The 25,935-nt window shown below is 41.2% G+C and carries 24 protein-coding genes; 7 read left to right on the top strand and 17 right to left on the bottom strand.

Annotation, left to right across the window (positions count from 1 at the left end; genetic code table 11):
* Window position 1 precedes the first annotated feature (1 nt).
* The 13 genes from BXO87_RS02045 to BXO87_RS01980 all read right to left on the bottom strand — a co-directional run bounded on the left by BXO87_RS02045 (window position 2) and on the right by BXO87_RS01980 (window position 14,761).
* Window positions 2–619 carry an S-layer homology domain-containing protein gene (locus tag BXO87_RS02045; RefSeq protein WP_076851252.1) on the bottom strand — a complete coding sequence of 206 codons (618 nt, stop codon included), beginning with the start codon at window positions 617–619 and terminating at the stop codon, window positions 2–4.
* A gap of 59 nt (window positions 620–678) precedes the next feature.
* Window positions 679–5,973: a phage tail tape measure protein gene (locus tag BXO87_RS02040; protein WP_239692958.1), complete on the bottom strand. Its 5,295-nt coding sequence runs from the start codon at window positions 5,971–5,973 to the stop codon at window positions 679–681.
* Window positions 5,974–6,369: 396 nt separating this feature from the next.
* Complete coding sequence (locus tag BXO87_RS02030; protein ID WP_390874560.1) at window positions 6,370–6,759, bottom strand: DNA polymerase III subunit gamma/tau; 390 nt, start codon at window positions 6,757–6,759, stop codon at window positions 6,370–6,372.
* 261 nt (window positions 6,760–7,020) lie between these two features.
* Window positions 7,021–8,112, bottom strand: coding sequence for a hypothetical protein (locus tag BXO87_RS02025; protein WP_084191225.1), 1,092 nt, complete (start codon window positions 8,110–8,112; stop codon window positions 7,021–7,023).
* Window positions 8,113–8,118: 6 nt separating this feature from the next.
* Window positions 8,119–8,568: a hypothetical protein gene (locus tag BXO87_RS02020; RefSeq protein WP_076851135.1), complete on the bottom strand. Its 450-nt coding sequence runs from the start codon at window positions 8,566–8,568 to the stop codon at window positions 8,119–8,121.
* Between the two features lie 4 nt (window positions 8,569–8,572).
* The gene (locus BXO87_RS02015) at window positions 8,573–9,190 is read right to left on the bottom strand and encodes a hypothetical protein (RefSeq protein ID WP_076851134.1); all 618 of its coding nucleotides are present in this window, start codon (window positions 9,188–9,190) and stop codon (window positions 8,573–8,575) included.
* A 4-nt stretch (window positions 9,191–9,194) separates the two neighbouring features.
* The gene (locus tag BXO87_RS02010; protein ID WP_076851133.1) at window positions 9,195–9,818 is read right to left on the bottom strand and encodes a hypothetical protein; all 624 of its coding nucleotides are present in this window, start codon (window positions 9,816–9,818) and stop codon (window positions 9,195–9,197) included.
* Window positions 9,811–10,266, bottom strand: coding sequence for a hypothetical protein (locus BXO87_RS02005; protein WP_076851132.1), 456 nt, complete (start codon window positions 10,264–10,266; stop codon window positions 9,811–9,813). The genes BXO87_RS02010 and BXO87_RS02005 overlap by 8 nt, the downstream gene beginning before the upstream one ends.
* Window positions 10,267–10,275: 9 nt before the next feature.
* The gene (locus tag BXO87_RS02000) at window positions 10,276–10,740 is read right to left on the bottom strand and encodes a hypothetical protein (protein ID WP_076851131.1); all 465 of its coding nucleotides are present in this window, start codon (window positions 10,738–10,740) and stop codon (window positions 10,276–10,278) included.
* A 97-nt stretch (window positions 10,741–10,837) separates the two neighbouring features.
* Window positions 10,838–11,851, bottom strand: coding sequence for a hypothetical protein (locus tag BXO87_RS01995; protein WP_076851130.1), 1,014 nt, complete (start codon window positions 11,849–11,851; stop codon window positions 10,838–10,840).
* A gap of 15 nt (window positions 11,852–11,866) precedes the next feature.
* On the bottom strand, window positions 11,867–12,268 hold the full coding sequence (locus BXO87_RS01990; RefSeq protein ID WP_024714359.1) for a hypothetical protein: 402 nt from the start codon (window positions 12,266–12,268) through the stop codon (window positions 11,867–11,869).
* A gap of 14 nt (window positions 12,269–12,282) precedes the next feature.
* Window positions 12,283–13,719 (bottom strand): hypothetical protein, encoded by a 1,437-nt coding sequence (locus BXO87_RS01985; RefSeq protein ID WP_076851129.1) that lies wholly within the window; start codon window positions 13,717–13,719, stop codon window positions 12,283–12,285.
* A 79-nt stretch (window positions 13,720–13,798) separates the two neighbouring features.
* Window positions 13,799–14,761 (bottom strand): hypothetical protein, encoded by a 963-nt coding sequence (locus BXO87_RS01980; protein WP_139337715.1) that lies wholly within the window; start codon window positions 14,759–14,761, stop codon window positions 13,799–13,801.
* A gap of 944 nt (window positions 14,762–15,705) precedes the next feature.
* On the opposite strand from BXO87_RS01980, the gene BXO87_RS01970 reads away from it, so the two are divergent.
* A complete protein-coding gene (locus tag BXO87_RS01970; protein ID WP_076851126.1) occupies window positions 15,706–16,056 on the top strand; it encodes a BRO-N domain-containing protein in 351 nt (116 codons plus the stop codon).
* Here the strand turns inward: BXO87_RS01970 and BXO87_RS01965 are convergent.
* Genes BXO87_RS01965 through BXO87_RS20675 form a run of 4 tightly spaced genes read right to left on the bottom strand, consistent with a single transcriptional unit; the run spans window position 16,053 to window position 19,263 of the window.
* Window positions 16,053–17,747, bottom strand: a complete 1,695-nt coding sequence (locus BXO87_RS01965) for a hypothetical protein (RefSeq protein WP_076851125.1) — start codon at window positions 17,745–17,747, stop codon at window positions 16,053–16,055. The two genes, BXO87_RS01970 and BXO87_RS01965, sit on opposite strands and share 4 nt — an antisense overlap.
* Window positions 17,748–17,754: 7 nt before the next feature.
* Complete coding sequence (locus tag BXO87_RS01960; RefSeq protein WP_076851124.1) at window positions 17,755–18,516, bottom strand: thymidine kinase; 762 nt, start codon at window positions 18,514–18,516, stop codon at window positions 17,755–17,757.
* A 1-nt stretch (window position 18,517) separates the two neighbouring features.
* Window positions 18,518–19,114, bottom strand: coding sequence for a hypothetical protein (locus BXO87_RS01955; protein WP_139337714.1), 597 nt, complete (start codon window positions 19,112–19,114; stop codon window positions 18,518–18,520).
* Window positions 19,111–19,263 carry a hypothetical protein gene (locus BXO87_RS20675; protein ID WP_161941447.1) on the bottom strand — a complete coding sequence of 51 codons (153 nt, stop codon included), beginning with the start codon at window positions 19,261–19,263 and terminating at the stop codon, window positions 19,111–19,113. Before BXO87_RS20675 ends, BXO87_RS01955 begins: the two co-directional genes overlap by 4 nt.
* Before the next feature lie 1,022 nt (window positions 19,264–20,285).
* Between BXO87_RS20675 and nrdE the strand changes: the two genes are divergently transcribed.
* From nrdE to BXO87_RS01920, 6 genes are all read left to right on the top strand, one after another.
* Window positions 20,286–22,388, top strand: a complete 2,103-nt coding sequence (nrdE, locus tag BXO87_RS01945) for a class 1b ribonucleoside-diphosphate reductase subunit alpha (protein ID WP_076851121.1) — start codon at window positions 20,286–20,288, stop codon at window positions 22,386–22,388.
* 21 nt (window positions 22,389–22,409) lie between these two features.
* Complete coding sequence (locus BXO87_RS20765) at window positions 22,410–22,586, top strand: hypothetical protein (RefSeq protein ID WP_193427902.1); 177 nt, start codon at window positions 22,410–22,412, stop codon at window positions 22,584–22,586.
* Window positions 22,587–23,576: a class 1b ribonucleoside-diphosphate reductase subunit beta gene (gene nrdF, locus BXO87_RS01940; RefSeq protein WP_076851120.1), complete on the top strand. Its 990-nt coding sequence runs from the start codon at window positions 22,587–22,589 to the stop codon at window positions 23,574–23,576.
* Window positions 23,577–23,849: 273 nt separating this feature from the next.
* Window positions 23,850–24,089, top strand: a complete 240-nt coding sequence (locus BXO87_RS01930) for a hypothetical protein (protein WP_076851118.1) — start codon at window positions 23,850–23,852, stop codon at window positions 24,087–24,089.
* Complete coding sequence (locus BXO87_RS01925) at window positions 24,086–25,174, top strand: FAD-dependent thymidylate synthase (RefSeq protein ID WP_076851117.1); 1,089 nt, start codon at window positions 24,086–24,088, stop codon at window positions 25,172–25,174. The genes BXO87_RS01930 and BXO87_RS01925 overlap by 4 nt, the downstream gene beginning before the upstream one ends.
* A 171-nt stretch (window positions 25,175–25,345) precedes the next feature.
* The gene (locus BXO87_RS01920) at window positions 25,346–25,753 is read left to right on the top strand and encodes a hypothetical protein (protein WP_076851116.1); all 408 of its coding nucleotides are present in this window, start codon (window positions 25,346–25,348) and stop codon (window positions 25,751–25,753) included.
* Window positions 25,754–25,935 lie beyond the last annotated feature (182 nt).

The raw sequence follows: 25,935 nt of genomic DNA, 5'->3' as shown, positions 1-25,935 counted from the left end.
ATCAGTACCCCCTTAGTATTTTTTCAATGTATTTATATGTCCTTGTCATAAATGCTGTTGTCTGTGCTCTAGTTATCCAAACTTCAGGCTGGAAAAACTGTACCTCTGTACCGTCACTAGCGTAAGTAGCAATCAAACCCCTTTGTTGCATTTCATCGATATACTGTTGCGCCCAATGATTTTCTATATCGATATATGGATATTCATGTCTAAATTCAAAGTCTTGTTTTCTAATGAGGGCCAGGCTGACAGTTACAAGGTATTTTGATTCAAACTCGACTGATTCTATATCAAGCTCTCCGGTTACTACTCCGACATATATTGTTCCTTTTTCATCATAGTATTTGTGCTCTGCGCCTATGAACTGCAACCAGTCAGCAAACTCCTCCTTACTGTAAAAAAGAAACTGTAGTGTAGTTTGGTAATATGAAGTACCCTTTCCCACTAATCCTGCGGAGGATTGGACGTTCGTGTTTACCCCTGACAGCATTGTTGGTACCGGAGGTTTATATTCCCCCGTGAGTCTCCCTCTAACTTGAACGAAACGAACTCCGTTATCGTAAAATAACTTTCGCTTAAAAACATCGTCATTTGTTTTATTAGGTTTTTGTTGAGCCATAAAATCACCCCAAAGCATTATAAGAAAACCCCACCTAAAATTAGATGGGGTCTTGTAAATTAAAAACTTCTGTAACCTAAGGGGCCGCTATTTAACTGTGTGCGTAGGGCTTGGGAACGGCCATCAGCCAAACCTTTGCCCAATGACTGACCTAAATCAGATAACTGCTTGCTGCCAGTTTTATCGGTGACGTTGGGCAGTGTTATGTTGACATACATGTCTCCCGATTGCACGGTGAAGTTGGAGTGAGATCCTTTCCGGGCCATGTAATCATATTGAGACATTGCGCTGACCCCGTCAGGAAGGTTAAATGTCCCTCCTATTTGGGACTTCAACTCTTGGTGGATACCGAGTTGAGCTTGAAGTGACTGTTTTGTCAGATCCCTGATGTCTTTCATAACTTGCTCGTATTCAGATGAACCTTTTGAATAGTTACCCAGATCCGCTCTCCTTTGTGCGAGGGTCTTGTCTACAAGCGATTTTCTTTCTTGAAGTTCCCTAATTCTCAGATCTCGAGATAAAATACTATCGTCCGACACGCCAGGCCCAAGATTGACACGTTCCTGCATGTACTTAATCTCCATGTCATCCATTGAGTTATTGAACGGAGTCTTCCAAGCCTGTAGTCTCTGTAGCCTCAAATTTTTCACTTCGAGTTGAGCACTTGCAATTTGTTGACGTAAACTCTGCATAGCGTCCCCGAGCTTGTTGTCAGGGTCGGCCATATTCTGAGCCTCTAAATTTGACAGTTCAGATTGAAGCGAAGCTATTAAAGACTGGTTATTCCCTATCTGTGCGTCATAGAATTGCGGGGTATCGGTATTCATGGAAATGTTATTTAGAGTGTCCATGAACTGTTTTTGGGCCGACGATCTAGATACATTGTTCTGCATTATTGTCAGATACCCCTCAACTTTTGTGCGTTGCTCGTCAAGGGCCAGCTCCTTCATCTTAGGCTCGAACTCTTTATTTACTTCCTTCTGTTTGGACTTTGCTTCATCTAAGGCGTCTTTTGCGGAAGTGTATTCCTTAGAACCTTTCCCTTTTCCTTTTGATTGAAGATCCCGTAAAGCTTCCTCCCGCTCTTTGACAAATTGGTTGAGTGCGTCAATCTCTTCCTGATACGCTCTTCTCTCTTTTCGTATAGCTTCGAGTCGAATTTGCAGATACTCTTCGGAATCTGATTTCATCCCATTCAGTAGTGCGTTCATTTGTGTTAAGGAATTTTGACTCTGTACACCTTGAACTCTCTCATCAATCCGAGTCTTCATCTGATCTACAGAGAACCACTGTAGCTGGCCGTCATCGTACATTTGATTTTCCCATGCTTTCCGAGCTTCCTCAGCTTTCCTCTTACGATCGGACTGTTCTGCTTCTGAAATAGCATACTCTTTGTACTGTTTTATGAACTCTTTTTCTTCCATTTTTTGTAGTTTATTGTTAGAACCGGACTCATCAAGGTAATTCTTAGTCAAATCGTCAAGGGTGACAGGGGCAGCATACTTGTCGTTAGCTTTCGCCTCTTCGTTCGCTTTATTAACCGCCTTTTTCCAGTCAGATGTTCCATATTTCTCTTTCATCCAACCTTCAAATTCACCCCTGAAATTTTCGACATCGTCCCTACCTACAGAAGTGTTCCCAAGAAACATATCCTTTAGTTGATTCCAGTCAAGCATGATACCTTTACTGAATTGCGAGAGGCTCGTAAATTCCCCCAACCATCCGCCACCTTCTTCGTAGGAAGCGTATTCCTTAGCGGCATCATTCTTCGAGTTCCTGTAATCACGGATATCTTTTTGTCCATCGGTAAGTAAAGAATTCTGACTTACTTCTCCGATAACATCTCCGACAGCCAGAGCAACACCAAGCTGCTTGGCGAAGCTTCCGATATTACGAGCCATGCCCATAATTGCCCCACCGGCTCCCTTTGCTCTATCCGGAATAGAATCCAGCATGTTTAAAAAAGAGTCCATTCTATTTCTAGAAGCTCTTTCAGCCTCATTCCCTACATCACGCACTGCTCGACTAAGATCTCTGTAGGACTCCGTCCCCTGTCTTGTAGCCGAGGCATTTCTCCGAGTCCGTTCTTCATACTTCTGCATTGCTTGGTTCAGCTCATCCATATCCTTGATAGCTTTTCCTGTGCCTGTGTAATTCTCACTAAGGAATGATTCGAAGTCTTTTCTTTTACTGTCGTCCATGTCTGCCAGCTTCCCGGCAATTTTTTGATCTTTCCTACCAAGGTTATCGAATTTATTACGATCTTGCAGAGAATTTACTAACTCTGTTGCAAATTCTCTATCAAAGATCGCCTCCATCTTCCTGGAATTCATTAGATTGGCCGCATTAAAGGAGGAGCGGCGATGTACTTCATCAACAGTCATTCCGGGCTTATTTTGCCTGTAGCCCCTTGACTCATCCATAATACTTAAAAGGTCTGTTATATTACCGGCCCTTCCATTATCTTTTACATACTGCCTAATCTCCCTTTGTCTATCCCTGTCCATGTTTGCCAGCTCTTCGAAGTAAGGGCGTAAAGTGTCATTCTTCATGGCAGCATTAAAGTATTTTCTATCTGACATGTCCTGTGATGCTTTTTTTCCAGTGTCGGACTTATCTAAGATGTATTCATCCATAAATCGGGTTGCTCCGTACTTCTGCCTACCTGATAACCCAGTTTCGCCAAAATAGTTCCTTCTCATCTCTGCATTGGTTTTATGCTCATCGTATTTTCCCCACTGGCCTAATTTTTTAACTCCGTACATGGCACCGAAGCCAATAAGCGCATTGGTTAAAACACCTATCACTTTAGCAATAGTTTCAGCATTATCTTCCAAACCATGAGCTAAGTTAGTAATATTTTTTGATAACATTTGAATTTCAGGACTCATCTCTTCAAGGATGGACGTTAAAGCGTTGTTCATCGAAATTCCCGCACGTTCCATGTTTACCGTAGGAGCGTCCATCGTTTTCGATAGCATTGTCGCCAATTTATCAGGATTCTTTTGAAAATCTTCAATTTGTTTCATCATGTTGAAGAAATTTAAATCTCCTGTACCCATAGCATTCATGTCATCTAAAAAGGACATGATTTTAGAGTAGTGGTAGCCGCCACCTTCATCTAGCATAATTTTGGCAATTTCGTCTTCACCTGTACGGCCACCATTAGTAACCTTGGCAGTATCTTTAAGTATGTCAATCAGACTTCGTCGCTCTTTTAGACCAAGGTCGTTGGTTTTATACACATCAATACCTTTGCCCTCCAAGTCGTCTACAACTTTCGGTAAGGTCACTCGAGAAGCTAGTGTTTTGAACATGTTACCAACTACTTCACCTGTTTGCCCTGATCTTTGGATGGCGATGGCGTTTAAAGCTACTGCTTGGTCTGCGGATACTCCCGAAGCATTTAAAGCAGATCCTGAACGTGTCATTGCTTTCATTACTTCGTCGGAGGTAGACTTAGTTTTGTTTGTAGCCACCGCGAAAGCGGACACGACATCATTTAGCTCCCACACAGATAACTTAAACTGCGCCATTATTGCCTCTAAACCCGGTGCAATAGTTCCAACCAAATCAGACTCATTATCTAATCGGTAAATTTTTGCTGCTTGGTCAGTAAACATTTTGGCCTCTTCTTTATCCTCTGTCAGACGAGAAGCTACCGCTGCTACCTGAGACATCTTCCCATAGTCTAGCGCATAGAAATTAGACATTTGTTTGACGTCGCCCATCATTTCTTTAAGGTCCGTATCGACTGAACCCCAGTCTGTTTGTCCATTACTGTTAGTGTATGCGTCTTTTAGGGACATGTTCTGCATGATTTTAAGTTGCTCTTCTTGGGAAGTTCGGAATGTCTCGACAGCCTGATACATCGCCATCATAGGAGCACCTACCATCGAACCTGCTACTATGTGACGAACAGTGTTTGTCACTGCCCCTTCTAAACCAAAATTATTGAAGTGGTCGTCTCGTCGAGCATATGGGTCAGAATATGTCGGGGCGGAATCCTTCTTAGTGCTGTTGTTGTTTATTACCGTGTTATTGTAAACATTTCCACCACTACCGCTGTTAGACATAGAGCGTAAACGTCCATTCCGGTTAATTGCTCTTGGCTCAGCAGTAACGGAACCTACCTCTGATCTCATATACTCGAATTGTTTGTCAATAGACTCTCTAATCTTTTTGACAATGTCGTTATTCAACTTATTAATCTCATGGATCAGGTAGTGTTTAATGCTGTCGCTTGGTTCAATCTCTACAGCACGAACTGATTGCTTTAGTTGAGTCATCAGTTTACTAGTACCCGATGTTATCTTACTGTTTATAGTTCTCTCCAAACTTCCGAACTGTCTCTGCAACTCATAACTGCGTGCAGATCCTGTATCAATTGTCCCTAGTGTTTTATTTAACTCTGCTGGCGACACCTTCAAGTCATCAGCGATATACTGTTGCAATCTCTTAGACAAAGTCTTCATCGGGACTTCTACTGTACGGGGATCAATTCTTTCGATACCACTACGCATGGATTTAGCGTAGTTTTCAACGACATTGTCGATTCTCTTAGTTGTTCTTAGAATCTCATCCTCTACCTTGTTGTCCTTCTTAACGACCCCTTCAAAGTTAAAATTCAAGGATTCTTTAACCTTGTCCTTTATCTTCGAAACCATCTGTGAGATGTCGCGCTGTGAGATCTTTAATGTCTGCCCATCAATATCTACATCAGGGTTTAGCAACAAAGGCTTTAGCTGTTCCTTTATACTAAGCAGAATATGTTTAACAGTCTCTTTGGACACGTCCATTTCAAGGCCTGATAAGTGATCTTTATTAATCATTTCCCCGCCATTCTTCCGAAGTGACGAGACTAGGTTCTTAACCTGGATCTTTACTAACCTAGCAATCTCTTTATTTAGCTCATCGAACTCATCTTTTCCGATTGGGATTGTCCCAGTGTTGTAGTTCGGGTCTATTTTTACATTTATGTTCCCAATCTGTTTTAGGATTGCCCGATTCAATTCAGCGTCCACTCTCGCAAACAAGTTACGGACTGTATCTTGCCTAATTCGGAGAGGTGCTGTACCTATAGAAGATAAAGCTGCTCCGTTAGCGGCCACGATGTTACTTAGTTCTTGTTCAAGCTGCTTCCTAAGATTACTCCCTGTAGATTTGGAGGCCTGAGTAGAAAGAGCAGACAGGGAATTTTTCATGGCGTCGATACGTTGGTCCAGTCTTCCGAAACGAGCGTCAAGCAACTCCATCTGTTCACCAAATGCTTGTATATTAGCAATAGACTTATGGAACTCAAGGACAACATCTGCCCCAATACCCATTCCTTTTCCTTGCATTTCATCACTCATTTTCCTCACCACCCCGTCTATAAACTAAAACCTGCCTTTCCAGTAGCTAGAAAAGCAGGGGTAATTACAAGATACTTGCTAACCATTCCATGTCCTCAACATCAGCTACTTCGTACCCGTCAATAACTTGTTTTCCATCCTCATTTACATACGTTCCTGTCTGTTCAGTGGAGTTTGAAGAACCTCCTCCAAACAGTCCTGAAAAAGCCATAGAGTTGACTTTCACAGTAAACTCGATATGCTTACGACACTTTTTAAGGTAGTAATTCAGCTGAGGTAAAGTTAGCTCCCAAACATCTTGCTTTTTGAATCCTAGGTAATGACCTAAATTGAAAAATATTTCCGCCCAATCGACATGAGCTTGTTCATCATAATTTTTTTCTTCCTCCTCAGAGTCTATAACGACTTTTTTAGCCCATTCAGACCAATCATGATGTCGATAATCTCTTTAGCAGAAACAATGTCAACATATTTCCCAAGATACTCGGCAGTCATATTGGGGTAGTACGGTTTAAAAGCCATAAGCAGTACATCAAGAAGCTCCTCATAACTATCTTTCCCCTCATCATCCGCAATTAAGTTAGTGATAATTACACCTGTATCGATAGTGTTTAGTTTCTTCATTAAATTTTTAGCGTCAAGTAGCCCTAGCGGAGGAATTTTATAACTGATACCGTCCCTGAGTCGTACTGACTCGTCTTCCTCAAAGAATACCTTTTCGATGATCTCTGATTCTTCTTTGGATAGAGGCGCAGGTGTCTCTTCTTTAACTTGTGTTGCTTGCATGTCGCCTTCTTGATTCTGTATATCAACTGTTGTTTGTTGGCTTTTTACAACCGGTCGTTCTCCGGTCCTGTTAGGAATTGCAATATTACGATGTTCAGCCATATCTATTCCCTCCTATTAATTAATCCCCCATTTATCACAAAAGAGCGAAAGCAGGGGAGTTTCAAATGCTCTCAGGATCAATATAAGGAAGTACGTACAAATCGTAACACCCTCAAGAAAAGCAAAAACCCCGCACCGTATGCAGGGTTTTGATTACTTTTAGCAGATGTCCCCATCTGCATTGATTTGATAACGTTTCATTGAACCAAGGCGTTCATCAGAACGTTCGGGATCAATTACTGTTAGCGTTACCGAATGAGTAGCGGCAGTTTGTCGGGCAGCGTCCAATGTAAAGTTGGATTTTACACGGCAAGCGTACAACTCAGTTTGGTACCCTTGAATAGAACCATCTTTCTGTTCAAATTGACCATCGTGCACTACTGAAACAGTGAGAGGAAAATCTTTCGCTCCGATAGCCATTACGTCGACCACCTCAGGACGTTTATAGTTCACGTATACTTGCTCACCATCCAAGTAGTCGTTAAAGGTTACCTCACCAGTCGATGGATCGATGACGTACTCTCCTTCACCAGGGTTACCTGTTACTTTCTTTAGTAGTTTGTTCTCCTTGGTTAAGCGGATAGAGACGTGCTCAGTTTTACTTGAAGCAGACCCTAATGCCCCACCAAACAAAGGGTGTTTCAATTGAACTTTGCTTCCTTTGACGTCATGCTTCTCTTCTAAGACCCACACAAATCCATCAGGATCAATAGAAGAAGCAGATACCGGGTAATAAACAACAACCTCATCACCTGCTACAGCGCCACTAGACAGCGTAACTGTAGAGCCGGAAGATTTAATATCGCTCTCTGATACAAAAGATCCTGCTGTTTGGTTGAACGCTTGTACTTTTGGTGCCCCTGAGCTAGTCAGGATAGGATTAGACACTGTAACTGTAATTTTGCCCGCACCATCGTCAGTAGCTGTAACAGCTTCGTTTTTAAGTTCGTAAGGCAGGCCACTCACACCTTCTCGTAGCTTGGCACCTAACACCAAACGGACCATATTCATGTCGAATTTAGCGTCCTCGGCTGTAATATCAATGACCTTTTTACGCAGCAGTGTGTCGATTGGAGCGGATGTATCCCCACCTTCAACATCGACCATATCTAACTGAATATCTAATCGCATATTAGTCATGTGCCCCAATGTGATTAAGTCATCACAACCTGGGATTTTAGCCATGAATTTACCTGCACCCTTAATAATCATCTTTTTATTTTTACCGGAGAACTTATCAAACTGTGACAATTTGGCTCACCCCTCAATTCCGAATGTAAATTCTACTTGTGTAAAATACTTGTAGGTGTTTTCAAGGTCAGTCCCATCCTCCGCCGAGGTTACAAAATGACCTTTAAAACTGCTTCCTTTAGACAACGGTAGGTATTTACCATCAAAGAGAAAGTTAATTCGATCTGCTATCTCGATGGCCGACTCTACGTCATCATTCGTGTAAATGTCGAAGTCAAATGCAGTAACGTAAGATAAGTAATTCGTTAACTCCCTTTGCCCCGGCAGTTTGTAAAACGTGATTAATGGTAATTTACCGTCAACCAGCTCAACAGGATTCTTTCTTTTTTGAATTCGTAAAGCCATGTCTGTAGAGGAGGTTGATTCATCAAACCCCATTAATTTCCGAATGACTTCATCCTCCCTCAATGTCTTATGGATACAAGCATAGACATCAGAGATGTACAAGAAGGCCATCCAATCACATCCTTTTGTAGATGTTTGCAACACTAATATAAGAAGAGATCGGCACAGATTTAACAGCTTCGAGAACATACTCATCCAAATGCTTAGCACCTGTCCAAAAACCTCGTTCAAACCAGTGGCTAGCTTTTACCGGCTCCCCTCTTCTGGACATGGCAGATAAAGGTTTGGGCTTCCCTTTCGTCTTGGAGAAGTGTTCATTTCCTCCAGCGTCCTTCCACTTTCCGAAAGGTCGTGTCCACACTCTCTCGCCCACTCGCTTAGGACGAGCGATATTCCAATTTGGATCATCGGTTGGGCTGTAGCTCTTAGGGGGGTTCATTAAGGAGCCAGTACCATATTCGTAGTAAACTAATCTAAAAGACTGATTGGGCTGGCTTTCGTAGCCAGCCCTAAATTGAGAGGTTATTGAGTGCGAGGTTTTAACAGACGCAAATCTAATAGAACTTTTCATTGCACTTACGTATTTCGAATCCAGCTCCCTAAAAGTGAGTGCTCCAAAATTCCTTAGGATAGATTCAAATACCTCTTTCTCCACTTTATCTAAAGCTATCTTTACGGCCGCTTCTATTGCTCTAATGTAATCAGATTGGTTGAAACTTACAAACCTACCCATACAATCACTTCCTGATATCCTTTGCAACTTCAATAACCACTAGATTAGGGAACGAGGTGTAGTCTAAAGACACTACTTTTAGTGAGAGGGTCTTTGATCTGTAACCAATCGTAATTTGATCAGTCAAATCTATATTTAAAGCGGTCGTGTATATACGATGTTCGGTTTCAGGATTAAGTCCAGGGTCAAACTGTCTTAATTCACTCCCCACATCCTCTAGGTAACACGGTATGCCCGTGTATTTTTCTCCAAAACTTGTCTTAATGTTCCCTCTATCATCAGCAGTCTTAGAATTCCCTCTCAATGTTATCTTGTGATTACATTTCATGAGGTTAGCGACTATAGATAAAGCTCTGTTGCCGTCGTACTCTTGGTGTGTAGTGACGACGACATAATCTTCTCTGTGGTTTTTATTAAGGACGAAGTCCCCTGAATCAATATCAAAATCAGGAAGAAAAATTCCTTCTTTTTGGCTCTCAGACATCTTCAAATTAGAGTTTGATCGTGCTGCTCTCCCTAAAAGAGCTTTGGTCTCCATGAGTGTTTCAGGTGAACCGTCAATATACCGTTGAACTTGAACAGCGGTTCCGTACTTTCGAATTATTGTAGACTTATAACCTTTACTCATAACGTTCTCTCACCGCCCTTTTTGAAGGAGCAACCACAAACGTATTGGTGGTTCCGGTACCTGTGTAGCATTCGATACTATTTAAAAGACTGTCCGCTGTAGCAAGAAGATCGTCCTGTAAATCGTCGTATTTAACAGGAGATCGTCTCCAGGTAACGTCTATTGTTTTCACTTCATACTCCACACGACCTTTGACAGTAGAGCATAACTTTGAAGCTATTAAGTGGATCATGGCAATTCGTGCTTTTTCTTTATCTGCCTTGGGTACATCAGTACGGTCCAGACATGGGACTAGACTTAGAACCTCCAATTCCGCTAAATCGAAGAATGCCGGATCTAAGATATCTTCATCAGACAAAGTCTCAGAATCTACTCCTCCTAACAACCTACGGACCGATTCGATGAAGGATAAGTCAGTCACGGGATCTATGACAATGTTCAAAGCCATCTAAACCACCTACTCTAATTCGGAAATTTTCACCTCAGGTTGACTTGCGGCCATTAAATTGACTACAGCAACATCTTTGAAGACTTTTCCCTCACCTTTAAGAAGACGTTGGCCCTTGTCACCCACCTGAACTTTACCTGCATTTACGTAAACATCCCCATTACCTAAATTTTCAACCTTCAATGAGACATTTTCGTTTTTTGCATGGTAAATAAATTCTGTAAAGATACCCAGCTGATGGACTGTTTCAGTTACAACCTTGTCATCGGATTCTTCACTTTCTTCGCTCGTAGGGGCGTCTTCGGTGATTTCAGAAACCTCGTTAGTTTCAGTTGTTTCGTCACCAACCTCTGTCGACGCCTCTAGCTCCTGCACCATTCCCTCTAAAGTCTCAGTCTCCAATTTCTTTAGGTTTGTTTTAGTATCTACCCCCGCTTTATAAAGCTCTTCAATCATTTCTGTTTTTGTCGCCATTTGTTATTCCTCCTTGTTCAATCGTTATCAAAAAAGAGGTGGGTAGGGAGTCTACCCTTTGCCCACCTCTTCCATGTCAAAAGAATGTCATATTCTATTACGTTAATGGGTTAACGATGTCAGGTAGTACGATAGCGCCAAGATCGGATGTAATCTTTTGACCGTACCATTCCTCAGTCTCAATCCATAGGGTTTTAGAATCTTCTGAGTAGTATTCACGAGTCTTTTGATTACCTACAACATTGGCTTGCGGGTTTGTCCATTGGTACGTGTAGGCAGCGGCAGGGACATCACGTGCTGCTCCCTTCGGTAAGTACATAAGAACGGCATTGTTGCCCCAAATGTAGTTAGTCATACCACCTTGCCCAACTCGACGTTGGTTGCTTGTCGCTCTACGAGCATTAGCTACAATTAGGTTGTCCACCCCAAGTAACTGTTTGATGGCTTCATCAGATACCATCTCAGGAGATGTAAAACCAGCCAAGGTAGATTTCAACTTCGGATGGAATTTTAGAATGTTGTACACAGGTTTTGATAACACAAGTGTATTCATGTCCATCCCGCCGAGACGCTCTACCTTCTCTCGAAGTTTAAAGACATCCCTCATTGGATCGGAATTTTCATAGTCAGACCATTTAATCAAGTCAGCTGTTCCGGATTCGCCAACAGATACCCTAAGGTCCTTATGGAAATTGTTTTGATTTGTCATCAGATTTGCCGTATTAATCTCTTTATTTAGAAGCAACTTCGCTTTAACCTGTTTTGCAGCCATCTCTTTCAAGTTGAAGATGGCGTCTTCGTCAGCGTTTGCGATCTCTTCATCGTATAGTGCATAACGTTTTGCATATCCTTCTGCGTAGTAAGCGTCCTCGCTCCATCCAGTACGCATTTCAGAAGCGACTGTACCAGGCGCTCTTCGGATGTCGTCATCCGCAACCATGTGGTCCTGATAATCAAAAACCATGTACTTGTCTGATTGTTTCTGGACCTCGACAATCGGTACTACCTGCTCACCAATAAAGTTCTGTGTATCCGTATAAGAAACAGAAATGTTGGTCAAAAACTGATCGTAGTGTGTGTTCTTAATATTATGCTGACCATGTGTTGGCATTAATTGTTACCTCCCTTAAACAGTTTTAGCACGAGGACGAATCAAGACTTGGACTTTATCCCCCGCATTCACTGAATTTTGTGCTTCGCCTAGAATATTTGCGACGGTTCCTTCTGTTAGACCTGCCGCCCGTTTTGCTTTGCCTCCAGCGGCTACAATAACCTCTTCACCGAAGGCAATTGGTTCTACAGCTTCGATTTGAGCAATACGGTCTAACTGAACAGCTACTGTCCCGCCATCTCGGTCCTCATATTGATAAGAGACAATGCCTACAGGGATTAAATTATCTTCCTTAGGAACCTCTACCTCACGCATTTTGCCGCTATAAACAACAGCTTGATCAATGCCAACTGTTGTAAATGTCTCGTTAGCACGGAATGTATAAGGTCTCTGAAAACCAGTTACGTTACCTGCCATCTCTTATTTCCCCCTCACTCTGATTGTGATTTTGACTGCAACTTAGCGAATTCGTCGCGAGTCAGTTCTTCTAAGTTACCGCCTTTTGTTCGGTAAATCTCCATAGCGTTCTTGGCCGCTAATTCTCGCATTCTTGTTTTAGAGAGGATCTCGGTCTGATCGTTGTTTTCTTGAAGTTCGACAGAAGTTACTCTAGCTTCTTCAACAGAACCTGGGAATTCCGATTGAAAAGCTGTAAGTTCTTCTTTTAGCTCATCGACACTTAAAGTTTCGGCGTATTTTTGGTAACGGTCTTTGTTAAACGCATTCCCTCGGGCCTTAACTCCAGCCTCAACTACAGAATCAATCAAATCTTTAGTGAATTTATCTGCTAATTCAGATTTAGCCTTCAGTTCAACATTCATCTGCTCAGCCGCACTCAATTTTTCGTCTAAAGCTTCAACTTTATCTTCAAATTTAGTGAGTTTGCCCTCAGCCTCTGACAGCTTGGCAGATAAATCCTCTTTTTCACTTACAACTTTGTTGTACTCAGCTAGTGAGACAACATCTTTAGGTTCGTCCGCTGCCGATAATGATTGGTTATTAGTAGGCATTTCTTCACTTCCTTTCAGGTAGTTAATATCCTTACGTTCGGAAGTCGTAGTAAACAACTCCATATTTCCTTTTGACATCCTACATAATATCTGAGAATGTAAAGGGACTGTCTTGATGTCGTCTACATTATAGAAAGTAGTTTCGTCTTCTTTAACAGACCCTTGTAATCTTTCTGAGAATGATTGACCCCCCTCAGAAAAATGGCCATGGGTGATTATCGCTCTATTAACTGCACCTGAATACACTAGGGAATTCTCTAAACCTTCACCTTTGTTGGCTACAATGTCACAGCGACGTTGCTCAACTTCTTCTCCTACCTGAACATCGTAAGTTCGTCCCGGCAAGTGAGAACATTTTTCGTAATCGCGTATGTCATGGTTACAGATTGAACATTTAGATTCTGTAATAGCAAACCCTATCGAGGTATCAAAGGTATGGCCCACATCTATGTGGTTAACGATATCTTGAGTAGTCATTCCATTGATCTCTGTCCGCAGAGGTACTTTATTTCCCTCTCCGTCTTTCATATGAGTTACTATGTAATGATCAACATACATAGTCTCTACCGGCTCCCCATTAACATGATCAACAGTCACCTCAGCGTCAAAAGTACGTCCGAAAGGCAACCTACCGTTATCATGGGAAGCCAGCAAACCCACACCCGCCTTATAATCCTTCTTTAGGGAGTTGAGCATATTACCATTCATGATAATGTTATATTCTCCGAACCATCCGAAACGCTGTACAGGTAACGTGTCAGCAGACAGGCTGCGGAAAACATATACTTGGTCTTCATCTAAAGTAGAATGAGAAAGTTTATTAATTCTCCTTAACTGATCTTTTGTTGGCACTGGCATTTTTAACACCTCCTGGTATTTGTTACCGAACTGACAAAATTATAAGGAATAAATAAAACACTTCTAACAACTGTGCGTACTAGTCGCTAGAAGTGCTGTCACCGCTCTGCGGATCATCCGGTTGCCGCTCATCAGGAGATCCTTTAGGTTCTGATGTTGTGACCCCCAGCATTTCTTTATCAGGATCAGACGCAGCCTTAGTACCGGTCACTTCAATACTGGCCTCGTCTTGAGTTACCCATCCGTTATCCCGTTTTTTCTGTGCGTTTTGAATCGCTATCTGTTCGAAATTAACCTTCTCCAACTCTGTGCGGATCTCTGTGTCATTAAACTCAAAGAATACAAATCCCTGCATTCCGTGGATATTGATAAGCTTTGTCAAAGCACGAGATAAAATAGATTCAATCATAAATTGAACTCGTTTTACTGACTTCATGAAGATCTTAATTTCAAGTTTAGCGTATTGCTCCGTCTGACCCTGGGATCGTCTACCCATTAATGTTGAATACTGTTTCAAGGCACCAAGAATTTGCGTATCAATAACAGCCATTATTTTTTGAGGATCAAGCGTTGCGTTTGCCCCGTCTACCATATCAACTTCAACACTATCGAAATGCACGAATGCAGCGTCAGGGTCCAATTTTTGGTACATGCTGATAATCAAGTCTAATTGTTCGTTAAGCCACTGTTGCTTTTTCTTTTCGTTGTTACGGATTTGGATAGGCATTCGTTTTAATAAAACCTCTTCAACGATTTTGATATCGTATTTCCCGTAACCTTGATTATGGATTACCATTTTTATGTCCTCCATAACCTGCTGATGAAAAGCTAAAGTCTGAATCACTGACAGGAAAGGGGACGTCCCGTAAGGATCTACCTCAGATTCATCTAGACCTTCGTGGAAAAAAGTAGGTATGTCTAGCTTTACATTGTTTTGATAAGGGATAAGTCTTCCCTGCTCTACTTTGAAATCAATCGTGTCAGGGTCAACATTGGCTAAAAACATTACATCTGTAAATTCACTGTCCATTACCATCTCCAAGGAAATTGCCCCTCGAACTAAAGCGGAATCAAACATTTGATCGATAAGCCTATCTAAGCTCCTGGACTTTTCAAAACCGTCACTGCTGTAGAAATCTAGCTTTCTTATGAAATTATCAATTAGTTTCTGTCCTGATTCATGCTCCGATCTCCCGTCTAGCTTAGTTACCCTGGCAGTGTATCCTGAGTTACCTATAATTTTAAAGTTCCAAATCGCTTGGGATACGTCAGGGTGATTGTGCTTTAAAATAGACAAAAGACGCTTGGGGGAGACTCTTGTAAAAACGTTCTCGCTTAGTTTTGTGTACTTACCGTACCGGTACACGCTACCCTCATCTAGAGATTCTGTCTTCCTGCTACCACCGAACGCCTTGTTTGGAGTAGGCCTCTCTGTAGTTGAACTCTCTGAACTAGAACTATATGAATTAGACAAAAAGGGAGCGGAAACTACAGTAGCAGCCTTCGAAAAGAAATTTCTTACTCTATTTAAAAATGACAACCTTTTCCACCACCTTTCTCGCAATACCGACCAAGAAATTAACTGGATAAGCTACTTGGCTAAAGCTCATTATAAGAACGGTGACGTACAGATTAACAAGAAACGTAATAGAGACGAGCGAAGCGAAGTCTCTTGGCGCAGCCAAACACTTTTTACGTTTAACTTAGAAAGTCTGTAATATTGTTTATTTAGTATTTATTTTCTTTTTAATTTTTATGTTTTATTTAATTAATATACTTCGGCCTCAAATTTTGGGTAACTGCCGGTAAGTTAAGCTTAAAAAGTAGGTACCAAAAGTTTTGTAATCAGCAACTGCTTTTAAATTAAAAAGTAGGTACCAAAAACTTTGTAATCAGCAACTGCTTTTAAATTAAAAGCTTTATTTCGCAACTTGAGGCATTTAATAACGATCATTAATTAGTGAATCGAATAAAGGAGTGACGTCTATGAATACTGAAAATCTAGAGCTAACTAAGGTCGGGGAACTTTTTTATGAAGGTGCTTGCGGTAAGGTACGTTCTATAAGAGCAGTAGAAGTCGTTGACGGCACTGTACTATTCCTGGCTCATGATATCGCTAAACACGTCCTTGGCGTCAGTAACCCATTCAGCTTAACTAGATCTGTCGATGACAGAAGCAAAATCGAATTAGTGCTGACTTTTACAGAAGGGCAAAACCCACAAAGGTATATCTTAGTGGATCTAGAAGGCTTGCGTTGCATGGTTTACAGGGCTAGGAGTAGTGAGGTCAATAGGTTAGACTTTATTAATTGGGTAAAACAAAAGAGCGTAAATTAATACGCTCTACTTGCCCCAACAATTGCAGGCATTGAGTAATTTGTGTCGTCTGCTGGATCATCTGTTGCACATAGGTACACTGCTGTTGCACGAGCGTCGCACGTATCTTTTTCACGATCCTTTTCGTGATCTATCTTTGTACCATTCACTAATAGGATGTGTTTTAGGTTATCGTTAGGGTTATCCATTTTGTCCCTTCCTTCTTCATCTAGGTCAAGAAGTTCCAAGTGCCCCGTATAAGCAAGATTTTTTAGCTGAGTGTATATAGCCAACTGGAACGGGTTTGAGAAGACCTTATCTTCAGCTTCGACCCCAAATTCCTGTAGCTTTTGAACCATAGCCCCCGAGTTGAATTTATCCATGAGTGACTTTTTCACATAGACGCTCTCACAAATCGCTTCGACAATGTCGATAGTGTTTTGTACATTTACAGGCAATTTGTTTACTGGGTCAGGCTTCCACTTAATCAATAAATCCTCTACAGGTTTGTTTCTTGGTTTAAGGACGGACTCTCCACCCTCTACCACCTCGTCATAGATAGTCTCTGCATGAAACAGGGAAAGTGTGTACATGTCCTTATCTATACCACCATCGAGTCCCAAGTAGTATGTCTTAGATTGGTCTAACTCCAATGTCTCCTTAATCAGCTCTACATTGTAGCCGACAAAATGACGTTCCTCACCATTATCTAAAGTAGTAGTAAGGACAGTTTGTTCTAAGATACACGGATCTCCTTTTCCTACTTTGACACAATCGTCAATCCGTTCAGGGTATTGAAAGAAACCGCCTCGTTGTTTTGGTGGGATACATTCGTAACGCATTCTACTGCCTTCGGGATCTTTTTTATAATCCATTTCTAAATCTTCCCGTTTAATGTTAGTGTTGATTTCCCACGAAGCCCCGCGTGAAGAAATTACCTCTTCAAAATCATCGTCCTGTCCTTGGTTGTACTTGTACATCATAAAATCTTCACTGGACCGAGGAAAAGAGATGAACATCAAAAGCGCCCTTTTACCGTATCGGGACATTGCTGATGATCTTATAGTGTCATAGCAGAACTCTGCAAGATCCCATTCAAAATCGCCTACTTCGTCAAAAATTCCAACAAGCGGGTTAAAGCCCTCAAAAGAACCTGCCTCCGAGTGACCAGAAAAAGCACGTATTTCGTTGTAAAATACGATCGTATCCTTCTTCTCTTGGTATTCGTTATAGGCCAATGGTTTGCGGTCAACCTTCTTAAACCACTTACACGACTTGAGTCGAGCCTTTAGCTTAGTGAAGAATACGTTCTCCGCTTGTTTGGCGTTTTTTGCGAGGTTGATTATATCAATTGGCTCCCCTTGGCCGAAACCAAAGTATGCTTGAGGATTGTTCATACAGTTTAATCTATAAGGGATATACGAGACAATCCCAGAGATGATAAAGTCTTTCCCTGAACCTTTACCCCACATGGCCGCAACTTCTGTAACTTTTTTTAATTTATCATTCTCCGATAATTCATCCTTAGCCAGTATCTTTTCCACAGTATGCAGTAGTTCGGTTTGTTTACCGTCGAAAGGTTTTTCCCCTAGGAAGTCTATAAAAAACTCTACGAGTCCTACTGGCTTTTCACGCCATAGACCCATAGAGTTGTTCTCAGACTCTGCCATTGCAATGACGTCATCGAAGAGACCACTTAGTAAATCACTCATCTGTCACCTACCTCCCTTCTTCTACAATACCTAAGTCAGCGAGCAGATTTTTAGCCCCCTCTTCAGTAACTATGTCAGCCACGTCTTCGTAGGTGTATCCAGCCTTCATCAACCTACTTTTTTTAACTTGGAGTTCCATAGAAAACCCTGATTCTCCGTCTGTAACTTTAAAGGCATATAAAGGGTCTTTAAAATCATTGTCACTGCTTTTCATCCCCTTAACATCCGACGAATAAAAGCAACCCATACAAACAGGTTCATACACATCTAGATCACCTATTCTGATATCAGTAGTCTTATCCTGACCTTTGTATCTAGTTACTCTAGCTGGGCTGCCACATCTTGCGCATGCTCCTTTTAATTTAATGACTTCATCCGACTTAGCCATAACATCGCCAACTAGCCCAAACGTAGTACCGTCAGATGTAAGGTCCAAACCAAAACAGTAAACGTCAATCCCTAATAAACAAACAGACACCAAGGAATGTACCAAGTCCGTCTGATCAAAAAATTGAATTTCATCTATCAGGATAGCCTGCTGCGTATCACCCCCGTACTCAAAAATATCTTTAATATTTTGTATTGGTTGAGCTGGGGCCATATCTCCGTCCCTCGACTCCACATTAAAATTACCGGAACGGATATCCTTAGTAGGTTTGAAAATTTTGACTTCCAACCCGCTCTTTTTTAATTCTCTGTACAATTGGATCAACTTTTTTGTTTTTCCTGAACCCATTACACCTACAGTAGTTACTAGATTTCCCGCCATGCTATAATCCTCCTTTTAGCAATTCACTAACGATGTGACTATTCTCACGTTTTCCTTTCATTTTAGCTATAAAAGAAGGGAGAGCCTCAGGAGAAACCTCTTTCAAAGTCTTGATCACTTCTACTAGAAATTCTCTGACTACCTCCATGTCATACACTTCTTTATGAATCCCTTCTATTTGTTTTAAGGTCTCTCTCAATTCACTTGATAAGGCCTTATAACCTTTAGGATCAGGGAGCATACCTTCTTCTAATGCCATCATCTCCGCAGAGTCAATCATAAAAGTCAACCTTGCTGCCATGTCTTTTAGCGTACCTAACATGTCAAATTCAGCACTTTCCATGACCATTTTTCTCATATGCTGACGATTAGCTAAAAGGATCTCTTTCCTTACCTCTGGATAATTCTTAGCAAAATCTGAAACATTTTGAACGGAGATTAGATCACTTTCAGGCACATCACCGATTGTATTTAATTCTTCTGCAACAGACTTATAACTCATTTTTGGAGTGACTGTTAGAAGACTGATTGCATGGGCTACCAGGTCATACTTTTCTATTTTACTTTGCGCTCCTCGTTTCCTTAGCTCCCCCATCAATCCTCACCTTCTTCCTCCATAAGTTCTTCGACCAGCTTATCAAAAAGAGCATTAACGTTCCCTTTTGTATATTTTTCTGCAAGCTGTTCAATAAACTTCTTCTTTTTTGCAGTTGTTCGGATATAGAGTCTTTCATCCTTAGTCCCCACCGCGGTCAAAACCTCCTATCTAGATTACTTCAATGATTATTCACTATCAATATAAGAAAATTGTGCGTCTTTTTAACTTTTGTACGTCATTTACCGCAACTTTGAATAGGTGAACATCGATAACTAAGGCGTAGGAGGTGACTAGCTTGAACTTAGGATTAGAGTTAGTTGTTTTATTACTAATAACTTTAGCTGTCCGATCTTTCCTTTTTGAAATTAAATTTTCGTATACTCGTCATTGGCTTCGAGAAAGACATGAGTTATTTGAGATTTTCCTAGATTGCCCATTCTGTAATGGTTTTTGGACAGGTCTATTCGGGTACATGATTGTATTTGGTGTTGATATAACACTTGTACCATTCGCTATCCTTGTAGGTTCTTCAGCATACTACCTAAACCTTTTTACAAAAAATCTAAAATAGACGGGTAATAGAATTACAGGGTGGTATACCATAAATACAACCTATCTGAGGTTGTGAGTGGTGTTCACCCCTGACTAAGGCTCTGCTATCGTTCGCGGTTCGAATCCGTTAGTGTACGGTACGTCGATAGATATTCCCTCATTCCTTCGGTTCGATTCCGAAAGCACTGTTAACGGTTTGTCTGAGGTGTCCTTGGAGGGGAGTCTGAGTGAGGGGTGTACTTCAAAAAGTCCCCTTTACGGGCTAGAGTTTGATCCTTTACTCTAGTGTTTTTGACTGGTTAGTCAACGGTGTAAAGCGGGGTTACGGTTCAATTCCGTTTAAAGTGTGGTCGCTTCCCCGCCAAGTGGTTCAACTCCACAACTAGCCACCATTTCCCTTCTCAAGGGGCTTCGGCCCCTCCTTCGACAAAGACTGAAATGCTCTATTCCAGCGTAGCCGTGACAGGTTGCTGGAATAGGGCATTTTTATTTATAACCACAACAACCAACCCACACGCAACGATTAATACAATGCATAAGACAATTTGCAGTTAATTTGTTAATATTACTTGTTGCTTTCTTATAATATTGGTACTCAAATTCAAAAGGGGGCAGAAAGTTGACACAAGATAAAGTACCTAGTTGGATTAGATTGAATAATGAGATTATGGTAAAGAAAGATGGCAAGTTCCAATTCGATAAAGATGGAGAGTCTGTAAAAAGCTATTTCGTAGATCACGTTAACCAAGAAACTGTTTTCTTCCATGATCTAAAAGAGAAGCTCGACTTTTTAGTGGAAAACGACTACTACGAGGAAAGCATACTTTCGATGTATACGCAGGAAGAGTTGGTTGATATCTACAACCTCGCCTATGAGAAGAAGTTTCGCTTCCCCTCTTTCATGAGTGCGTTCAAATTCTATAACGACTATGCTCTCAAGACTAATGACAAAAAGAAAATTTTAGAACGTTATGAGGACCGTATTGTAATCATCTCCCTATTTTTTGCAGACGGTGACGCTGAAAAAGCAAAAGACTATGTCCGTTTAATGATTAATCAAGAATACCAACCCGCAACTCCTACATTCCTTAATACCGGAAGAACAAGACGTGGGGAACTAGTCAGTTGCTTTTTATTGGAGGTTGGAGATTCGCTTAACGATATCTCAAAAGCAATTGAAACAGCAATGCAGCTATCTAAGTTAGGTGGAGGTGTTTCCCTCAACCTATCGAAAGTAAGAGCAAAAGGCGAAGCTATTAAGGATGTAGAGAATGCCACAAAAGGTGTCGTCGGCGTGATGAAACTTCTAGATAACGCCTTTAGGTATGCAGATCAAATGGGGCAACGCCAAGGTTCGGGTGCGGCTTACCTAAACATCTTCCATAGAGATATTAACGATTTCCTTGACACTAAGAAAATATCAGCCGATGAAGATGTACGGGTTAAGACGCTATCTATTGGGGTCGTCCTCCCTGACAAATTCATTGAATTGGCGAGAGAAGATAAAGAAATGTACGTGTTCTATCCACATACAATATATAAAGAATACGGCCAGTATATGGATGAAATGGACATGACGGCTATGTATGAGGAGCTTGTCGACAATCCTCGCGTCAAAAAAGAAAAAGTGAATGCGCGCAAATTGCTTGAAAAGCTCGCCGTTCTACGTTCTGAGTCAGGTTATCCGTACATTATGTTCCAGGACAATGTGAATAGAGAACACGCTAATAACCACGTATCAAAAGTGAAATTCTCGAACCTTTGCTCTGAGGTGCTACAGGCGTCAAACGTCTCTACTTACACAGACTACGACGAAGAAGACGATATCGGTTTGGATATTTCCTGCAATTTGGGGTCACTAAATATCATCAACGTAATGGAGAGAAAGTCTATTAAATCAGCGGTGAGATTAGCAACAGACGCACTAACAAAAGTAGCAACTTCTACAGACATCCGGAATGCACCGGCAGTCAGACGTGCAAATAAACTCATGAGGTCTATCGGGCTAGGGGCAATGAATCTTCATGGGTACCTGGCTAAAAACGGTATCCCTTATGAGAGTGAGGAAGCTAGGGACTTTGCAAATACGTTCTTTATGATGGTTAACTTCTACTCTATCCAAAGATCTTCCGAGATCGCTTGTGACGAAGGTGAGACTTACCATGGTTATGCGGGTTCAACTTACGCAACGGGTGAATACTTCAACAAGTATCTTGATAATGATTTCACTCCGAAGTCAGACAAGGTCAAAAAGTTATTCGAAGGTATGGAAATCCCTACGAAGAGTGATTGGAAAGAGTTAAAGGATTTCGTTAGCCAGCACGGGATGTACCATAGCTATCGCCTATGTATTGCCCCTACTGGCTCTATCTCTTATGTACAATCTGCAACAGCTTCGGTTATGCCTATCATGGAGCGTATCGAAGAAAGAACTTATGGAAATTCAAAAACTTACTACCCAATGCCAGGGCTGTCACCTAACAACTGGTTCTTATATAAAGAGGCTTATGACATGGATATGTTTAAATTGGTGGACATGATCTCTACTATCCAGCAGCATGTCGATCAGGGGATTAGCCTGACACTTTTCTTAAAAGATACCATGACAACACGTGACCTTAACAAAATTGACTTATACGCTCACCATAAGGGTATCAAGACAATCTACTATGCCCGGACAAAGGATACTGGTCAGGAAGGTTGCTTGTCCTGCGTTGTTTAAACGAAGAGGAGGCGAAGATATATGCGAAAGGTTAAAATCGAAGGTTACGTGATTTATAACGAGGATGAGTTAATTCATGGATCATGTGTAACGCATGAAATCGATCATTGGTTGTTGAGTCAGACGGATTTTCCGCATGAGTGGGTGTTCAAAGCTGTATCGGATGAAGAAGTATTTGTTGAAGAGGAGGGCAAATAATTGACAAAAATTTATGACGCAGCAAACTGGTCAAAGCATGAAGATGATTTCACCCAAATGTTCTATAACCAAAACGTCAAGCAATTTTGGTTGCCTGAAGAAATATCGTTAACCGGAGATTTGCTTACATGGAAATACCTCGGAAAGAATGAGCAGGACACCTATATGAAGGTACTGGCTGGACTCACTCTTCTAGATACAGAACAAGGTAATACAGGTATGCCGCTAATCCAGGAAAATGTCGAGGGGCATCAACGCAAAGCCGTTCTAAACTTCATGGCTATGATGGAAAATGCCGTCCATGCAAAGTCCTACTCCAATATCTTCATGACTTTAGCGTCCACGGAAGAAATTAACGAGGTTTTCGAGTGGGTTAAAAACAACAAGTATTTGCAAAAAAAGGCTGGAATAATCGTGGAGATTTACAACAGCATTAGAGAAGGCGATGAACTCTCCCTTTATAAAGCAATGGTTGCTTCCACCTACCTGGAAAGTTTCTTGTTCTACAGTGGATTTTACTACCCTCTTTACTTCTATGGTCAAGGACGTCTCATGCAAGCGGGAGAGATTATAAATTTAATTATTAGGGATGAGGCCATTCATGGAGTGTATGTAGGGCTTCTCGCTCAAGAGATATACAACAAGCAGGATGAAGAGACAAAAAAGGAACTAAATAAGTTTGCAAAAGATCTCCTGCTAACTCTTTATGAAAACGAATTAGAGTATACTGAGGATGTTTACGACAAGGTCGGCCTAACAAGTGACGTAAAGAAGTTTATCCGCTATAACGCAAACAAGGCTCTCATGAATTTGGGATTTGATCCATACTTCGAAGAAGAAGAAATTAATCCCATTGTCCTAAATGGGCTAAACACAAAAACCAAATCCCATGATTTCTTTTCCATGAAAGGGAACGGGTATAAGAAAGCAACTGTAGAACCAGTAAAAGATGAAGATTTCTATTTCACCGATCAAAAAGAGCAGATCTAATATCTGCTCTTTTCTTTTTTCGCAACTGGTATACAGGATGTAACGATCATTATTGTGTAGATTTAAACTAAGTAATTGGAGTGTGAACAAAATGGTATTTTTCTCAAGTAGGCACAGGGTAAATAAGCTGTCCTTTCTATCGAAGCTATGGATGACTCCTGCCGCATATCTATTAAAGTTCTTAGCCGGAGGGGTAATTAGTATGGCCGACAAATTCGATGAGAAAGTGACCTTAGCTATTGTCTCAAATACAACATTGAAGGGTGACATTCAATGAGTCATCACGAAGAGGATCTATTATACATTTCTCAGATGGAAGGCTGGATTACAGAGCATGGGCTATTGGAAAAACAGTTGGAAAGAGTAATCTCATATCATCGAGAACTCTCTGACAACCATAAAAAAATTTCCGACCTAAACGAGATCCAGTTGAAAGCCCACAGAAAAAGGGTCGAAATAGTAAAGAGTGAGTATTCGGAATGGTTAAAAGAGCATGGGAGTGATAAGAAATGAAAGTCGGATTAATCCACTATACAGAAGATTACCACAAGTTAGTTGAAATGACTGCCAGAGAGTGTTATCAGTCATACAATAAGCTAGGAGAGGAATCTCACACTTTCATCAAAGGTATAATGGCGGCTGGGCATATATCTATTGCCAGCACAGGAAATATCGTATTCGGTATAGCTGGATTTACAGGTGCAGAAGAGTATATGAATTCTATGTCAGATCTTATGACCATGAAAGAAATTAACAACTACATCCGTTGGACTTCCCCTGACCCTAAGAAAAACCCCGATAGTAAGATTGGCGTAATCGTTTCAATGAACATGCTTACTTTCCTGGATATTAATAATCAAGCCAATGACTATGAATTTAGCACTAACCTGTTCGAATTGTTCAAAAGGCTCGTGGTTCGTGTCCCTGAGATGAAATGGTTCATTAATGATAAGACAAAACTCGATCCTAAAGAAAATCAGTACACTGCAAAAGGTGAACCTGAGCTGTACAATCCCATCATCCTTACCGAAGACTACACCGATTTAAAGGAGAAAGGTCTCACAGATTACGAACTAGACGTACATGCTACTATAACGATGAATTTGAAGGTCGATAGAGCAACCGGACTACAGATTTGGCGACATGCAGACATGGCCGGGGGAACGGAGCTATCTCAACGTTATGTAGACCGGGAGAATGCAGAATACCGAAAGATGTTAGGGTTCGAGAGCGGTGTTTACCCTGACAACTTGGAAGAAAAGTATGCCGCTGCGACGGGTCAATCAGAACGACTAGCCCAGTCCGCTTATGATAATTTAGTAGAGGAAGTGTACTCTAATATTGAAGGCACTATTACTGACTACGCCGAATTAAGAGACAAGCTGGTAAGTTTCGGTGTCCGTAAAAGTCGGGCAAAAGAGATAGCTCGTTCTACATTACCAAATGCGATGACAACCAAAATCATCAACTGCCGGCCATTGCGTCAATGGAAGCACCTGTTGGACTTGCGGGACACAAACCATGCTCAGAGAGAAGTTAGAGCAGACGCGCAGTCTATTAAGAAGGCGTTTGAGTCCGCTAAAATACCGTTCAGTTAAAATGACAAAGCCTCTAAAAAAATTAGACTTGCCCAAAACTATCCTTTGAATACTTTAAGAGGGTGGTTGAGGGCAAGTTTTTCACTATAGAGCTTTTATTTTTAGAATCAGTATTATACAATATCCAAGATCCGTTCACATATATTCGTGTAAAAGAAGAGAGGTTTAGCAATGAAAGAAGAATTGGTACTTCATTACGAAGGGTCAGAATACATTACTTACCCTAGTCCTGTGGAGGCGGCAAAAGCATACTCAAAAGCCCTGCAAGACGGTATCGACTCAGAAAATATATCTGTTTATCTCCCTCTACTGGGGATGAATGAAGAAGAAAAGGATGAATTAAAAAAGAAATTCTTTCACGAGGTGTCGAAGCTTACATGCCATCAGACATTCGATCTTTCTCTTACGGGTGGAAAAAGAGCAAAAATTTCGGTACCTGCAAACCTTACAAAAAAAGACTTAGAAATTTTGAAGAATCAAGTGGAAGTATTACATCTTCAAGCAAGTTCTGAAAGCTTGGATAAAAAGCAACTGAAAGTGAAAAGAACTAGAAAAACCAAAATGAGCAGGACTTTCTAAGGACAACTTGACAATTTTTAGCGTTCTATTGAATTCTTTACCATTAGATAATATAATCGGACTATAGGTCGCCCTGAGCCTAGAACTTTGCTTGGTTTTTAAACGCTTTCCATGCAGAGGTCTATTTAAGGTAATTGATCATTTAGACCTTCCCTTCGGGTCGACAAGATCAGAGGGTGCCA

This window comes from Bacillus sp. GZB (genome assembly GCF_001975995.1).
Classification (GTDB): domain Bacteria; phylum Bacillota; class Bacilli; order Bacillales; family Bacillaceae; genus Bacillus; species Bacillus velezensis.
The sequence above is the reverse complement of the archived record's forward strand: the minus strand, read 5'-3'. Positions and strand labels throughout refer to the sequence as shown.